Source organism: Caenimonas soli, from assembly GCF_013155545.1.
GTDB lineage: Bacteria > Pseudomonadota > Gammaproteobacteria > Burkholderiales > Burkholderiaceae_C > Ramlibacter > Ramlibacter soli.
Map to the genome: position 1 here is coordinate 73,069 of NZ_JABJVV010000007.1, position 14,451 is coordinate 87,519.

The window sequence follows — 14,451 nt, forward strand, 5'->3', positions numbered from 1 at the left end:
ACGGCACTCGAAAGTGCCGTAAGTCGTTGAATCCATTGGTGGGTGATGCAGGGTTTGAACCTGCGACCCCTGCCGTGTGAAGGCAGTGCTCTACCGCTGAGCTAATCACCCGTTTCCTATTGCAGGAAAGCCTGCGATTATGCCACAGGCATTGGCACCGTCTGGATTCGCCAGAGCGTCTTGCCGCCACTGGCCTTATCGAGCTGCTTGAGCACTTCCTCGTGAGCCGCGGTTTCCTGGTCGCTCGCCAGCAGTACCGGCAACGTGAAGGCCGTCAGGTCCACCCGCGTCACGATGCCGCCCACCGTATCGCTGGAGGAGATGTCGATCAGCAGGGCATCCTGGCCGCGCGTGAGGTTGATGTACACGTCCGCCAGCAACTCCGCATCGAGCAAGGCGCCGTGCAGCGTGCGGCTGGAATTGTCCACGCCCAGGCGGTCGCACAGGGCGTCCAGGCTGTTGCGCTTGCCGGGATACATCTCCTTGGCCATGGCCAAGGTGTCCGTGACCTGGCCCACATGCGTCTTGAACAGGGGCTTGCCCACCAGTTCCAGTTCCTTGTTGAGGAAAGCGACGTCGAATGCGGCGTTGTGGATGATGATTTCCGCACCCGCGAGGTATTCCATCAGCTCCTCGGCGACCGCGGCGAACTTGGGTTTGTCGCGCAGGAACTCGTTGCTGATGCCGTGAACCTTCAGCGCATCCTCATGGCTGTCGCGCTCGGGGTTCAGGTAGAAGTGCTTGTTGTTGCCGGTCAGCTTGCGGGCGACCAGCTCCACGCAGCCAATTTCGATGATGCGGTCGCCGCCTTCTGCGGACAGGCCTGTGGTTTCAGTGTCGAGAACGATCTGGCGCATGGGGTGGGATTATGCTTGAGCGCGCTTCGCCACCGTCATTGCTTTTCCGGGACGGTAGCGGCGCGCGATCTTTCTCAGCAGGCCGATGAAGGTCTTGGTCGGGCCCGTGAAGTCGGCCTCGCGCCAGGCCAGGGTGAGGGGCGCATCCAGCCGCGCGCTTTCGGCCAGCGGGAAATAGGCGACGGCGTCCGGCTGCATGCCCTGCATGGACGCGGGGACGATAGAGATGCCGGCGCCGGCCGCTACCAGGTTGACGTTCGTCATCATGCGATCGACTTCGGCCGCGATACGCGGGTGGAAGCCGCGCTCCTCGCACAGCGCGATGAGGTTGCCGTACAGCCCCGGCGCGCCGGGTCGGCGCACCAGGATGAAGCTCTCCTCGCGCAGCTCGTCCAGCGCCAGCACCCGCTTGGCGCCACTTTTCCGGGCCAGGGGATGGTCGATGGGCAGCGCCACCGCCACCGGCTCGCGCAGCAGGGTTTCGAAAGCGATGCCTTCGGGGCGGGCCACCGGCACGCGCAGCAGCGCGCAGTGCAGCTTGGCCGCGGCCAGCGCCTCGGTCAGTTCGGCGGCGTTGTGCTCGCTCAGGTCCAGATGGATGTCGGGATGTTCCTTGCGGCAGACACGCAAGGCTTCCGGAGTGAACGTGTGGGCGGCCGCTGAACTGGTGAAGCCGATCGCCAGCTCGCCCTGCTCGCCGCGCGCCACGCGTTCCATCCGATGCTGCGTGGCGGCCACGTCCGCCAGGATGCGGCGCGCGTCGGCCAGGAACAGGCGCCCGCCATCGGTCAGCTCCATGCCGCGTGGCCGCCGATGGAACAGCGGCAGGCCCAGCTGCTTCTCGAGCGCGCGGATCTGGATGCTCAGCGGCGGCTGCTGGATACCCAGCTGCTCGGCCGCCCGGGTCACGTGTCCGGTATCAGCTACCGCCAGGAAATAGCGCAGATGGCGCAGCTCGAATGTCATATTAATAAGATATTGAAAACGCCTTCTTAGTATATTTGACATACACCTGGCTGCCACCGACATTGCGCATGCACAGCCTGCCGCCCCGGGCGGGCAACCATAAATGTTGGAGACATCATGCGCATCCGATTCCAAACGGCGTGGCCCGCCATCGCTTTCGCCCTCTGCCTGGCAATCGCCGGCTGCGGCGGCAGTGGCGACGGCGAAACCGCTGCTCTCACACCCGAGCCCGGCACCGCCAACGAAACCCAGCAGGTCGACCCAGCGGCCTTTTGCGAATCCGTCAAAGGCATGAGCCTTGCCGCTTCGCAGCTCACCCTGCCCACCGGCGGCGCCATCGTCATGACCGCGACCTTCGTCGCCAGCGGTGCGGGCAACGCCTACGGCGAGCACTGCCGGGTGCGCGGCCTGATCAAGCCCGTCGACACCGGCGCCCCCGACATCACGTTCGCCGTGAATCTTCCGACGGCCTGGAACGGCAAGGCCATCCACTTCGGGGGTGGAGGATTCAACGGCCGGCTGATCGACGGCACCGAAACCATACGCTTTGGCCCGCTGGAAAAGCCAGCGCCACTGACACTGGGCTACGCGACCTACGGCGACGACGGCGGGCATCAGAGCTCCAGCATCACCGACGGCCGGTTCGCCGCCAACGACGAATCGCTGGCCAACTATGGCGCACAGTCGCTCAAGAAAACCCGCGACGTCGCGATGCACCTGCTCCAGGCCCGCTACGGCAAGGCGCCCGCGAAAGCCTACTTCCTGGGAACCTCCACGGGCGGCCGCGATGCGCTCGGCTACATCCAGCGTTGGCCGGCCGACTATGACGGCGTCATCGCCAACGAGCCGGCGCTCAACTACACCGGCCTGCGGCTGTCCAACGTGGTGGTGGGACGCGCGCTCTATCTCAATGGCGGCGCGGGCTGGGTCAACGTGAACAAGACACTGCTGGTGCAGGACACGGTCCGGCGAACTTGCGACCGGCTCGACGGTGCGATCGACGGCATCGTCAGCAACGTGGAAAGCTGCAGGCAGCTCAATGCGCAGATTCTCGCCTCGCTGCGCTGCACGGGCGGCACCGACAATGGGGACAGCTGCCTGTCGGATGCCCAACTGGCCACCATCCAGGCGATCGAGTCGCCGCTGGAACTCACTCGCTACTCGCTGGCCAACGGCGTGAGCCGCTCCGGCGGGTACAACATCCTGGAAGGCGCGCTCGTGGCGGGGCCGTACACCACTCGCGACCTCGGCACCCGCCGCACCCCCGGCAACCCCGCCACGACGGCCGATGCCAACATGTACGTCACCGGCGACCAGTGGGTGAAGTACTTCGTCACGCGGGACGCGGGCATCGATTCGCTGACCTTTGATCCTTACGACCCGGGGCCCTGGACCAGCCGCGTGACAGCGGTTTCGGAATTGACCGATGCGCTGGACTCGAACCTCTCACCCTTCCTGTCCAAAGGTGGGCGCCTGATCCTGCTGCACGGCCTGGCGGATGAAGTGGTCAGCCCCAACTCGACCATCGACTACTACCAGCGCGTGATCACCACCGTGGGCCAGGATGCCGTGAGCCAGGGCGTGCGCTTCTACACCGTGCCCGGCATGGGCCACGGCACCGGCGTCTTCATCCCCGCCTGGGATTCGCTTGCCGCCGTGGAAAACTGGGTCGAAAAGGGCGTGGCGCCGGGCACCGGCGTGGCCTATGACACCGTGGCCCAGACGTTCGGCCGCACGCGGCCGCTGTGCCAGTATCCGGCCTGGCCCAAGTACAAGGGCAGCGGCAGCCTGGATGCGGCCATCAACTACAGCTGCAGTACCGAAACGCCCAATGCCCTGGCCTGCGCCAACCTGCCTGCCGCCGTCACGGCCTACAAGGGTGGCGATGCCTACGGCGAAGAGCTGACACTGACGGTGGACCCCACGCAGCTGCGCTACACGGTGACCTTCGACGTCAGCCTGCAGCGCACCGCCGGGAGCCAGCGCAGCGGCGTGCTGGTACCGCAAGGCAACTGCACCTACAGCAGCGGCGAGAACGGCGCGATGTTCACACTGGGATCGGGCGGTATCGTGCATGGCGGTGTGGCCGCGCCTTCCGGCAGCACGTTCCTGCCCCTGGTGGCGTTCCAGAACCTGTTCCAGACCAAAGCAGGAACCAAGCCGTTCGAGGACATCGCCTTCGACTACAACGTGGTCGGCATCCACTACGGTGCGGGCGGCGCAGCCACTGCGTACAACGCGGCTGGCAAGATCCGCGACGCCGGCACCTGGCAAACCTGCCAGGACGCGACCAACGGCTTCATCGCCTTCTCGTCGACCTGCTCGCCCACGCGCAAAGGCTATCTGGCGTACGACGGCGCCCGCCGGGCCTCGGAAGCGATGCTCACCTCTACCACCAGCGGCTCCACTCCTACCACCGGCGGCACGTCGACCGGCTCCGTGGTCGCCGGCATGGTCAACGGCAACCCTGTTCCGCTCTACCTGGTGCGCGAATCGGCGACGAGCTATGGCATGCGCTTGTACGCGAAGCAGGCCACCTTCAGCTCGGGTAGCGCCGATGGCGTTTACCTGGCGGTCGGCACGAACGGAAACAACAACAGTGCAACAATCGCGGGCACGTCGGTGGTGACGACGCTGGCATCAGGATCGCTGAGCTACAACACCCCGGTGGTCGGCGCGCATGCCTCGTCCGGCGGGCTCTCGGGCGCATTCCTGTTCAACGGGGGCTTGTACGGCTTCACCTCGTCCGGCTACTTCGAGCTGGGTCTCCTGCGATGAAGCGCGCCCTCTTCGCATGGACGTGCGCGTTGCTCCTCGGTTCACAGGCCGAGGCCGCGCCCCAGCCGTCGGCTTGCCCGGAGCGTCTGCCGGCCGGGACGCGCTGCTTCAACGGCCACGACGCTGAAGGCGCGGGCTACTGGATCGCCATACCGAAGGACTGGAACCGGGTGCTGGTTCTGCATGCGCATGGCGGTCCCGAGCTGGGCGCCCCGCGTCTGCAGCGCAGCGCCGAAGACCTCAAGCGCTGGGCCGTCACTGTCAAGGCCGGCTATGCATGGGCCGGCTCGACCTACCGGCGGGGCGGCTACGGGGTGACCATGGCGGCGCAGGATACGGAGCGGCTCCGCCTGCTGTTCAACGAGCACTTCGGCGCACCGCGCCGTACCTTGCTGCACGGCCAGAGCTATGGCGCCGGCGTGGCGTCCAAAGGCCTCGAGATGTATGGACGGTCCAGCTACGACGGCGCGCTGCTGACCAGCGGCGTTCTGGGCGGTGGCGTGCATGCGTATGGCTTCCGGCTCGATCTGCGAGTGGTGTACCAGTACGTGTGCAATAACCATCCCCGGCCCGACGAACCCGCATACCCGCTGTGGCAGGGCCTCCCAGCGAATGCGACGCTGACGCGCGAGGCGCTGGCCGAGCGCGTGGACGAATGCACGGGCGTGCGTAAGCCGGCGGCGCAGCGAACGGATCGCCAGAAAGCGAACCTCGAAACCATCACCAAGGTGGTCGGCATCCCCGAGCGCTCGCTGCTCGGGCACCTGAACTGGGCGACATGGTTGTTCCAGGATCTGTCGGTTCGCCTCGGCGGCAACGCGTTCGACAACACGAAGACCCGCTATCAAGGGTCATCCGACGACGTCGCGCTGAACGCGGGCGTGTTGCGGTATGCCGCCGACGCGCGCGCGGTGCAGGCGCTGAACGAGGACAGCCGCCCTTCAGGCAAGCTGGAGATGCCGGTGCTGGGGCTGCACGCCACGAAGGATCCGACCGCTTCCGTGGCGTTGGCTTTCGAGTACCGGGACTTGGTGCGCGCGGCCGGAGCTTCCCAACGGCTGGTGCAGGCCTTCACCGACGAGGAGGAGCACAGCTACCTGGGCGAGCCGCAGTACCCTGCCCTGTTCGATGCGTTAGTGGCCTGGGTGGAGCGCGGAGACAAGCCTTCGGCGCAGGGACTGGCGCTGTCATGCAAGGCGTATGAAGCGCGATACGGGGCGGGCTGCAGGATACAGCCGGCGCTGTCCGAGCAGCCGCGCTGACGTCACTCGAGCCGGATGTTCGCGGCCTTGATGATTCGCGCGTTGTTGTTGGACTCCACGGCGATCTGCCGCGCAAATTCGGCAGAGCTGCCCCCCGCTGGAACGTTTTCCGCGGCAATCAAGCGGTTCCGGATGTCCGCCAGCTGCAGGGCCTTGTTGATCTCGGCGTTCAGGCGCGACAGGACTGCTTCAGGCGTGCGGCCGGGCGCGAAGATCCCGAAGAGGGAAACCAGGTTCGCCAATGCGAAGCCGAGTTCAGCCAGGGTCGGCACATCGGGCAACGCCTCGATGCGCCCTGGGGCGCCCACCGCGAGGGCCTTGAACTTGCCACTCTTCACCTGTTGCAACTGTGTGCCCGCGACGTTGGTCGACAGTATCTCGAACTGGCCGCTCAATGCGTCGTTGAGCTGTTGACCGCCGCCTTTGTAGGGGATGTGCGTGATGTCCACGCCCGCCACGGCTTTCAGCTGCTCGAGCACCATGTGGCCGACGGTCGCCTGCCCTGACGTGCCCCAGCGGATTTGCCCGGGCCTGGCCCGCGCTAGCGCGAGGAGGTCGGCGAAGCTCTTGCCCTCGAATGCAGGCGTGCCTACGACCAGCACCGGTGTGTACATCACGCTGGCCACCGGAGCGATGTCCTTCGCCGGGTCGAAGTTCGTGCGGCCCAGGTGCGGATTGAGCGCCAACGGACTGATCGCGGAAAAGCCGACCGTGTAGCCATCGGGCGCGGCCTTGGCCACGGCTTCCATTCCGACGCCACCGCCCGCCCCGGCCCGATTCTCGACCACCACCGGCACGCCGAGCTGCACGGAGAGCTTCTCGGCCAATGCGCGTGCCACCCCGTCGCTCAGGCCGCCCGTGGGATAGGCGACGATGATGCGCAGCGGACGCGCCGGCCAAGGCTGCGGCTGCTGGGCGCCGGCGGCGAATGGCAGCCCCGCCAGCGTGACGAGAATCTCGCGACGCTTCAGTGCACTTCCTTGGCGTGGTTGATCGAGTACTTCGGGATCTCGACCGTCAAGTCCTTCTGGGCCACGATGGCCTGGCAAGACAGGCGCGAGTTGGGCTCCAGGCCCCAGGCGCGATCGAGCAGGTCTTCCTCGTTCTCGTCCATCTCGTTGAGCGAGTTGAAGCCCTCGCGCACGATGACGTGGCACGTGGTGCAGGCACAGCTCATGTCGCAGGCGTGCTCGATGTGGATGTCGTTGTCCAGCAGCGCCTCGCAGATCGAGGTGCCGGCTGGCACGGTCACTTCCGCGCCCTTGGGGCAGTATTCGGGGTGCGGGAGAATTTTGATGATGGCCATCAGATGGTTTCCACGTTCTTGCCGGACAGCGCCTTGCGGATGCTGTTGTTCATTCGTTCGGCCGCAAAGGACTCGGTGCCCTTGGCCAGGGCCTGCGTCGCGGCTTCGATGACGCCGGCGTCATGGCTGTCGGCCACGACCTTGTGCAGCTGCTTCATCAGCGCCTCGATGTGCGCGCGCTCCTCGGGGCCAAGCAGGGCGCCGTCGGCGTTCAGCGCGCTTTGCGTCGCCAGCAGCATGCGATCGGCATCGACCCGGGCCTCGCCCAGGGCGCGCGCCTTGATGTCCTGTTCGGCCGTCGTGAAGCTCTCCTGCAGCATCCTGGCGATCTCATCGTCGGACAGGCCGTAGGAAGGCTTGACGTCGATGCGGGCTTCCACGCCGCTGGTCTGCTCGCGCGCATTCACGCTGAGCAAACCGTCGGCATCCACCGTGAAGGTCACGCGGATACGCGCGGCGCCGGCTGCCATGGGCGGGATGCCGCGCAGCTCGAAACGCGCGAGGCTGCGGCAATCCTGCACCAGGTCGCGCTCGCCCTGCACCACGTGCAGCGCCAGTGCCGTCTGCCCGTCCTTATAGGTCGTGAAATCCTGGGCCTTGGCCGTGGGAATGGTCTCGTTGCGCGGCACGATGCGCTCGACCAGGCCACCCATGGTTTCGATGCCCAGCGACAGCGGGATCACGTCCAGCAGCAGCAGGTCGCCCTTGGAGTTGTTGCCGGCCAGCTGATTGGCCTGGATCGCGGCGCCCAAGGCCACCACTTCATCCGGGTTCAAGTTGGTGAGTGGTTCGCGGCCAAAGAAGTCGGCAACCGCGCGATAGATTTGCGGCATGCGGGTGGAGCCGCCCACGAGGACGATGCCCTGCACTTCGTCCTTTGCCAGCTTGGCGTCGCGCAAGGTCTTGCGCACTGCCGCCATGGTGCGCGCCGTCAGGTCGGCCGTGACAGCTTCGAAGTCGCTGCGCTGGATCGTCACCTCGGCGGTATTTCCCTGCAAGCCCAGCTGCGTCACCACCGCTTCCGATGACGACAGTTGCTCCTTGGCCGCGCGCGCCGCCATCTTGATGGCTGCCTTGTCGCTCGCGCCCGCGGCCTTCAGGCCCGCCTTGCCCAGCATCCAGTCGGCCAGTGCCCGGTCGTAGTCGTCGCCGCCCAGGGCCGAATCGCCTCCGGTGGAGATCACCTCGAACACACCCTTGGTCAGGCGCAGTATCGAGATGTCGAAGGTGCCCCCGCCCAGGTCATAGACCGCATAGATGCCTTCGCTCGCGTTGTCCAGGCCGTAGGCGATGGACGCGGCCGTGGGCTCGCTGATCAGGCGCAGCACGTTGATGCCTGCCAGTTGCGCGGCGTCCTTGGTGGCCTGGCGCTGCGCTTCGTCGAAGTACGCAGGCACCGTGATCACCGCGCCATAGAGGTCATCGTTGAACGTATCTTCGGCGCGATAGCGCAGCGTGGCGAGAATCTCGGCGCTGAGCTCGACCGGCGACTTTTCGCCGGCGCGTGTCTGGAGCGCAATCATCCCGGGCTTGTCGTTGAAGCGATAAGGCAGCTTCTCGCGGTTGGCGATGTCGGCCAGGCCCCGGCCCATGAAACGCTTCACCGAGGCGATCGTGTTCTCCGGATCCTCAGCCTGCGCCGCCTGGGCGTCGTAGCCGATCTGGCGACCGCCGTCCTCGAGGTAGCGAACGACCGACGGCAGGATCGCCCTGCCCTGCGCGTCCGGCAGGCATTCGGCCACGCCATTGCGCACCGCCGCCACCAGCGAATGCGTGGTGCCCAGGTCGATGCCCACGGCAATGCGCCGCTGGTGCGGATCGGGCGCCTGGCCGGGTTCGGATATTTGCAGAAGTGCCATGGCGCTATTGTCCCAGTTGCTCGAGCCGATTCTCGACGTCGTGCCCAAAGCGCTCAATGAACATAAGGCCTCTGACCTGCTGGGACGCGCCCTTGGCGTCGTTTTTCTCGTCCAGCAGCTGTTCGATGCGATGCAAGGCCTGGTTGCGGGCCTGGTTCAACTGGTGGTTCAGCGCGTCGAGTTCGACCTCGCTGCTCGCTTCCTCCAGAGCTTCGCGCCAGGCCATCTGCTCCATCAGAAAGTCCTTGGGCATGGCGGTGTTGTTCTCGGCATTGATCGGGAATCCGCGCAGTTCGCACAGGTAGGAAGCCCGCTTGAGCGGATTGCGCAGGCGCTGATAAGCCTCATTGATGCGCACCGACCACTGCGTGGCCACCCGCTGCGCCGCCGGGCCCTGCGCCGCGAACTTGTCCGGATGGGCTTCGCGCTGCAGTTCCTTCCAGCGCGAATCGATCGCGGTCCGATCCTGCACGAACTGCTCCGGCAGCCCGAACAGCTCGAAGTCGCTGGACTGGATATTCACACTCGGAACGATTCCCCGCAGCCGCAGCGGTCGCGTTCGTTCGGGTTGATGAACTTGAAGCCTTCGTTCAGGCCCTCGCGCACGAAATCGAGCTGAGTGCCGTCGATGTAGGCAAGGCTCTTGGGGTCGATCAGCACCTTGACGCCGTGGTCTTCGAACACGATGTCCTCGGGCGCGACCTCATCCACGTACTCGAGCTTGTAAGCCAAGCCCGAGCACCCCGTGGTTTTCACGCCCAGCCGCACGCCCACGCCTTTTCCGCGTTTGCCGAGGTAGCGGGTGACGTGCCTTGCTGCTGCTTCTGTCAGTGAGATAGCCATTGCCGGATCAGTGCGTGTGCTTCTTCTTGTAGTCTTCCACGGCCGCCTTGATGGCGTCTTCGGCCAGGATGGAGCAGTGGATCTTCACCGGCGGCAAAGCCAGTTCCTCGGCGATCTGGCTGTTCTTCAGCGCAGCGGCCTGGTCCAGCGTCTTGCCCTTCACCCACTCGGTCACGAGCGAGCTGGAGGCGATGGCCGAGCCGCAGCCGTAGGTCTTGAAGCGGGCATCCTCGATGACACCGGTCTTCGGGTTCACCTTGATCTGCAACTTCATCACGTCGCCGCAAGCGGGCGCGCCCACCATGCCGGTGCCGACGGATTCATCGCCCTTTTCAAAGGAGCCGACGTTGCGGGGGTTCTCGTAGTGATCAACGACTTTTTCAGAATAGGCCATGGTTTTCTCCTGGTTCTCAATGCGCGGTCCACTGGATGGTCGAGATGTCGATCCCATCCTGATACATCTCCCACAACGGGCTGAGCTCGCGCAGGCGCGCGACGTTCTGCTTGATCGTGGTGATCGCGTAATCGATTTCTTCCTCGGTCGTGAAGCGACCGATGGTCATGCGCAGGCTGCTGTGCGCGAGTTCGTCGCTGCGGCCCAGTGCGCGCAGCACGTAGCTGGGTTCCAGCGAAGCCGAGGTACAGGCCGAGCCCGACGACACGGCCAGGCCCTTGATGCCCATGATCAACGACTCGCCCTCGACGAAGTTGAAGCTCATGTTCAGGTTCTGCGCGACGCGATGTTCGAGGTTACCGTTGATGAACACCTGCTCGACGTCCTTCAGGCCATTGAGCAGGCGCTTCTGCAGGGCCCGCGCCTTGGCGTTGTCCTGGGCCATCTCGGCCTTGGCCAGGCGGAAAGCCTCGCCCATGCCCACGATCTGGTGCGTGGGCAGCGTGCCCGAGCGCATACCGCGCTCGTGGCCGCCACCGTGCATCTGCGCTTCCAGCCGCACGCGTGGCTTGCGGCACACATACAGGGCGCCGATGCCCTTGGGGCCATAGGTCTTGTGCGAGGCCAGGCTCATGAGGTCGACCGGCAGCTTCTTGACGTCGATCTCGACTTTGCCCGTGGCTTGCGCGGCGTCGACGTGGAAGATGATTCCCTTCTCACGGCACAGCGCGCCAATGGTGGGAATGTCCTGGATCACGCCGATCTCGTTGTTGACGAGCATCACGCTGATGAGGATGGTGTCGGGGCGGATCGCCGCCTTCAGCACTTCCAGATCGATCAGCCCGTCCTCCTGGACGTCGAGGTACGTCACCTCGAAGCCTTGGCGCTCGAGATCGCGCATCGGATCGAGCACGGCCTTGTGCTCGGTCTTCACGGTGATGAGGTGCTTGCCGCGGCTCTTGTAAAAATGGGCCGCGCCCTTGATGGCAAGATTGTCCGACTCTGTCGCGCCGGAAGTCCAGACGATCTCTCGCGGGTCGGCGCCGATGAGGTCGGCCACCTGTTCGCGAGCTTTTTCCACCGCCGCTTCCGCTTCCCAACCCCAGGCATGGCTTCGCGACGCCGGGTTGCCGAAATGCTCGCGCAACCACGGGATCATCGCGTCCACCACGCGCGGGTCGACCGGCGTCGTCGCGCCGTAGTCCATATAGATCGGGAAATGCGGGGTCATGTCCATGGCTGGCTTGAGTTTTTTAAGACTTGGCGTACGAGTTACCGAGGGCGAACACCGAATTCGGCGCATTCACGCGAATCGGCTTGACCACCGGCTGGCTGGAAATTGCGCGCTTGACGGCGGGCTTGTCCTCGATCTGCACGCCCTTGGCCAGCTGGTCATCGACCAGCTTTTGCAGCGTGACGGAGTCAAGGAATTCGACCATGCGCTGGTTGAGCGCTGCCCACAGCTCATGCGTCATGCAGCGGCCGCCATCGCCCTGGCAATTTTCCTTGCCGCCGCACTGGGTGGCGTCGATCGGTTCGTCCACGGAGACGATGATGTCGGCGACGGTGATCTCGGACGCCTTGCGGCCGAGCGTGTACCCGCCCCCCGGCCCGCGGGTGGACTCCACCAGCTCATGCCGGCGCAGCTTGCCGAACAGCTGCTCCAGATAGGACAGCGAAATCTGCTGGCGCTGGCTGATCGCAGCCAGCGTGACGGGACCATTGTTCTGGCGCAGGGCCAGATCAATCATCGCTGTGACCGCAAAACGGCCTTTGGTTGTGAGACGCATCGCAAGCTCCTTGTTGCTTGACCTATCCTTCATTCACTCCTGAAGCCCAGCTTCGGAGTCCGTCTCCGCCCCATGTTCCGGCTCCCCGCCGGCCCTCACCCATGGCTAAGCCATTGAGATTGTTGAGGTTTTCTTAAACTGGTTCTTGACTAATTTCGTCAAGTATACCAGAAACCCCATCGAATCGCTCGGGTAATAGGGCCCGGCGCGGGGGTAAGAGCGGCTCAGGGCCGCTTGGCCGCCTGGATCGGCACCACGATATTGTCGTGCACAACGGCGCCGAAGGCCTGCTCCTTGAGCAGGGCGAGCTGGTCGCGGACCCGAGCGGCCTTCTCGAACTCGAGGTTGCGGGCATGCTCCAGCATGAGCTTCTCGAGCCGTTTGATCTCCTTGGCCACGTCTTTCTCCGACATGTCCTGGGTCATCGCGCGCTGCAGCTCCTGCTTCTCCATCTCCTTGCTGGCCTTCTCGCTGTAGACGCCATCGATGAGGTCGCGCACCTGCTTGACGATGCTGCGCGGGGTGATGCCGTGCAGCTCGTTGTGGGCGATCTGCTTGGCGCGCCGCCGCTCGGTTTCGCCGATCGCCTTTTTCATCGATTCGGTCATTTTGTCGGCGTACAGGATGGCTCGGCCATTCAGGTGGCGCGCGGCCCGCCCGATGGTCTGGATGAGCGAACGCTCGGCCCGCAGGAAGCCTTCCTTGTCTGCATCCAGGATCGCCACCAGCGACACCTCTGGAATGTCCAGGCCCTCGCGCAGCAGGTTGATGCCCACCAGCACGTCGAAGCTGCCCAGCCGCAGGTCGCGCAGGATCTCCACCCGCTCGACGGTGTCGATATCGCTGTGCAGGTAGCGAACCTTGACGCCGTTGTCGGCGAGGTAGTCGGTGAGCTGCTCTGCCATGCGCTTGGTCAGTGTCGTGATCAGCACCCGCTCGTTCTTCTCGACACGGATGCGGATCTCCTGCAGCACGTCGTCGACCTGGTGCGTGGCCGGCCGCACTTCGACCTGGGGATCCACCAGGCCCGTCGGCCGCACCAGCTGCTCCACCACCTGGCCGGCGTGCTCCTGCTCATACGCCGCCGGCGTAGCTGAAACAAAAACGACCTGGCGCATCCGCCCTTCGAACTCCTCGAACTTCAGCGGCCGGTTGTCCAGGGCCGACGGCAGGCGAAAGCCATATTCCACCAGGGTGAGCTTGCGCGCCCGGTCGCCGTTGTACATGGCGCCCAGCTGGCCGATCATCTGGTGGCTCTCGTCCAGGAACATCATCGAGTCCTTGGGCAGGTAGTCGGTCAGCGTCGAGGGCGGCGACCCGGGCGGCGCGCCCGAGAGATGGCGCGTGTAGTTCTCGATGCCTTTGCAATGGCCGATCTCGCTGAGCATTTCCAGATCGAACCGGGTGCGCTGCTCGAGCCGTTGTGCTTCCACCAGCTTGCCGTCGGCAACCAGTTCCTTCAGGCGCTGCGCCAGCTCGATCTTGATGCTCTCCACGGCCGACATCACCTTTTCGCGCGGCGTCACGTAATGGCTGGACGGATAAACCGTGAAGCGCGGCACCTTCTGGCGAATGCGGCCCGTGAGCGGGTCGAACAGCTGCAGCGACTCGATCTCGTCGTCGAACAGCTCGATGCGGATCGCCAGTTCGCTGTGCTCCGCGGGGAAGATGTCGATCGTGTCGCCGCGCACCCGGAAGGTTCCGCGCGAGAAATCCTGCTCGTTACGGTTGTACTGCATGCGGATCAGCTGCGAGATGATGTCGCGCTGGCCGATCTTGTCGCCCACCCGCGTGATGAACCGCATCTGGGTGTAGTCCTCGGGCGCGCCGATGCCATAGATGGCGCTCACCGTCGCCACGATCACGGTGTCGCGCCGCTCCAGCACGCTCTTGGTGGCGGAGAGCCGCATCTGCTCGATGTGTTCGTTGATCGAGCTGTCCTTCTCGATGAACAAGTCGCGCTGCGGCACATAGGCTTCGGGCTGGTAGTAGTCGTAGTAGCTGACGAAGTATTCGATCGCGTTGTGCGGGAAGAACTCGCGAAACTCGCTATACAGCTGCGCGGCGAGCGTCTTGTTCGGCGCGAACACGATGGCCGGTCGCCCCAGCCGGGCGATCACGTTCGCCATGGTGAAAGTCTTACCCGAGCCGGTCACGCCCAGCAAGGTCTGGAAGACTTCGCCGTCGCGCACGCCCTCCACCAGCTTGTCGATAGCGGCGGGCTGGTCGCCCGCGGGTGGGTAAGGCAGGAACAGCTCGAAGGGCGAGTCGGGGAAGGTGATGAACTCCCCCTTCTTCGTTTCCGGTATGACTTCAGAAATCTCTGGCATGGGCTTGTGGCGCGAGGCTGGTTACGGCAACGGTAAAATTGCGGGAAACCGGACAGCGTACAGCAA

13 protein-coding genes and 1 tRNA gene are annotated in these 14,451 nt (G+C 64.9%); 2 read left to right on the plus strand and 12 right to left on the minus strand.

Annotated elements, in window-relative coordinates:
* Nucleotides 1-36: 36 nt before the first annotated feature.
* From HNE04_RS12310 to HNE04_RS12320, 3 genes are all read right to left on the minus strand, one after another.
* Nucleotides 37-111, minus strand: a tRNA-Val gene (locus HNE04_RS12310).
* Between the two features lie 26 nt (nucleotides 112-137).
* Nucleotides 138-857, minus strand: a complete 720-nt coding sequence (gene dnaQ / locus HNE04_RS12315) for a DNA polymerase III subunit epsilon (protein WP_172219261.1) — start codon at nucleotides 855-857, stop codon at nucleotides 138-140.
* 9 nt (nucleotides 858-866) lie between these two features.
* Nucleotides 867-1,823 (minus strand): LysR family transcriptional regulator, encoded by a 957-nt coding sequence (locus tag HNE04_RS12320; RefSeq protein ID WP_172219263.1) that lies wholly within the window; start codon nucleotides 1,821-1,823, stop codon nucleotides 867-869.
* A gap of 117 nt (nucleotides 1,824-1,940) precedes the next feature.
* Between HNE04_RS12320 and HNE04_RS12325 the strand changes: the two genes are divergently transcribed.
* Together HNE04_RS12325 and HNE04_RS12330 are read left to right on the plus strand one after the other, a co-directional pair.
* Nucleotides 1,941-4,601, plus strand: a complete 2,661-nt coding sequence (locus tag HNE04_RS12325; protein WP_172219265.1) for a tannase/feruloyl esterase family alpha/beta hydrolase — start codon at nucleotides 1,941-1,943, stop codon at nucleotides 4,599-4,601.
* Nucleotides 4,598-5,863 (plus strand): alpha/beta hydrolase, encoded by a 1,266-nt coding sequence (locus tag HNE04_RS12330; RefSeq protein ID WP_407926600.1) that lies wholly within the window; start codon nucleotides 4,598-4,600, stop codon nucleotides 5,861-5,863. The genes HNE04_RS12325 and HNE04_RS12330 overlap by 4 nt, the downstream gene beginning before the upstream one ends.
* Before the next feature lie 2 nt (nucleotides 5,864-5,865).
* Here HNE04_RS12330 and HNE04_RS12335 read toward each other — a convergent pair whose 3' ends face one another.
* The 9 genes from HNE04_RS12335 to uvrB all read right to left on the minus strand — a co-directional run bounded on the left by HNE04_RS12335 (nucleotide 5,866) and on the right by uvrB (nucleotide 14,385).
* Entirely contained in the window at nucleotides 5,866-6,834 is a 969-nt protein-coding gene (locus HNE04_RS12335) for a Bug family tripartite tricarboxylate transporter substrate binding protein (RefSeq protein ID WP_172219690.1), read from the minus strand.
* Entirely contained in the window at nucleotides 6,831-7,169 is a 339-nt protein-coding gene (gene fdx / locus HNE04_RS12340; protein ID WP_172219269.1) for an ISC system 2Fe-2S type ferredoxin, read from the minus strand. The genes HNE04_RS12335 and fdx overlap by 4 nt, the downstream gene beginning before the upstream one ends.
* Nucleotides 7,169-9,028 carry a Fe-S protein assembly chaperone HscA gene (hscA, locus tag HNE04_RS12345; RefSeq protein ID WP_172219271.1) on the minus strand — a complete coding sequence of 620 codons (1,860 nt, stop codon included), beginning with the start codon at nucleotides 9,026-9,028 and terminating at the stop codon, nucleotides 7,169-7,171. Before hscA ends, fdx begins: the two co-directional genes overlap by 1 nt.
* A gap of 4 nt (nucleotides 9,029-9,032) precedes the next feature.
* Nucleotides 9,033-9,551, minus strand: coding sequence for a Fe-S protein assembly co-chaperone HscB (gene hscB, locus HNE04_RS12350; RefSeq protein ID WP_172219273.1), 519 nt, complete (start codon nucleotides 9,549-9,551; stop codon nucleotides 9,033-9,035).
* Nucleotides 9,548-9,871 carry an iron-sulfur cluster assembly protein IscA gene (iscA, locus tag HNE04_RS12355; RefSeq protein ID WP_172219275.1) on the minus strand — a complete coding sequence of 108 codons (324 nt, stop codon included), beginning with the start codon at nucleotides 9,869-9,871 and terminating at the stop codon, nucleotides 9,548-9,550. Before iscA ends, hscB begins: the two co-directional genes overlap by 4 nt.
* A gap of 7 nt (nucleotides 9,872-9,878) precedes the next feature.
* Nucleotides 9,879-10,265, minus strand: coding sequence for a Fe-S cluster assembly scaffold IscU (gene iscU, locus HNE04_RS12360; RefSeq protein ID WP_172219277.1), 387 nt, complete (start codon nucleotides 10,263-10,265; stop codon nucleotides 9,879-9,881).
* A gap of 16 nt (nucleotides 10,266-10,281) precedes the next feature.
* Nucleotides 10,282-11,502, minus strand: a complete 1,221-nt coding sequence (locus tag HNE04_RS12365) for an IscS subfamily cysteine desulfurase (protein WP_172219279.1) — start codon at nucleotides 11,500-11,502, stop codon at nucleotides 10,282-10,284.
* A gap of 16 nt (nucleotides 11,503-11,518) precedes the next feature.
* The gene (iscR, locus tag HNE04_RS12370; RefSeq protein WP_172219281.1) at nucleotides 11,519-12,055 is read right to left on the minus strand and encodes a Fe-S cluster assembly transcriptional regulator IscR; all 537 of its coding nucleotides are present in this window, start codon (nucleotides 12,053-12,055) and stop codon (nucleotides 11,519-11,521) included.
* A 224-nt stretch (nucleotides 12,056-12,279) separates the two neighbouring features.
* A complete protein-coding gene (gene uvrB / locus HNE04_RS12375) occupies nucleotides 12,280-14,385 on the minus strand; it encodes an excinuclease ABC subunit UvrB (protein ID WP_172219283.1) in 2,106 nt (701 codons plus the stop codon).
* Nucleotides 14,386-14,451 lie beyond the last annotated feature (66 nt).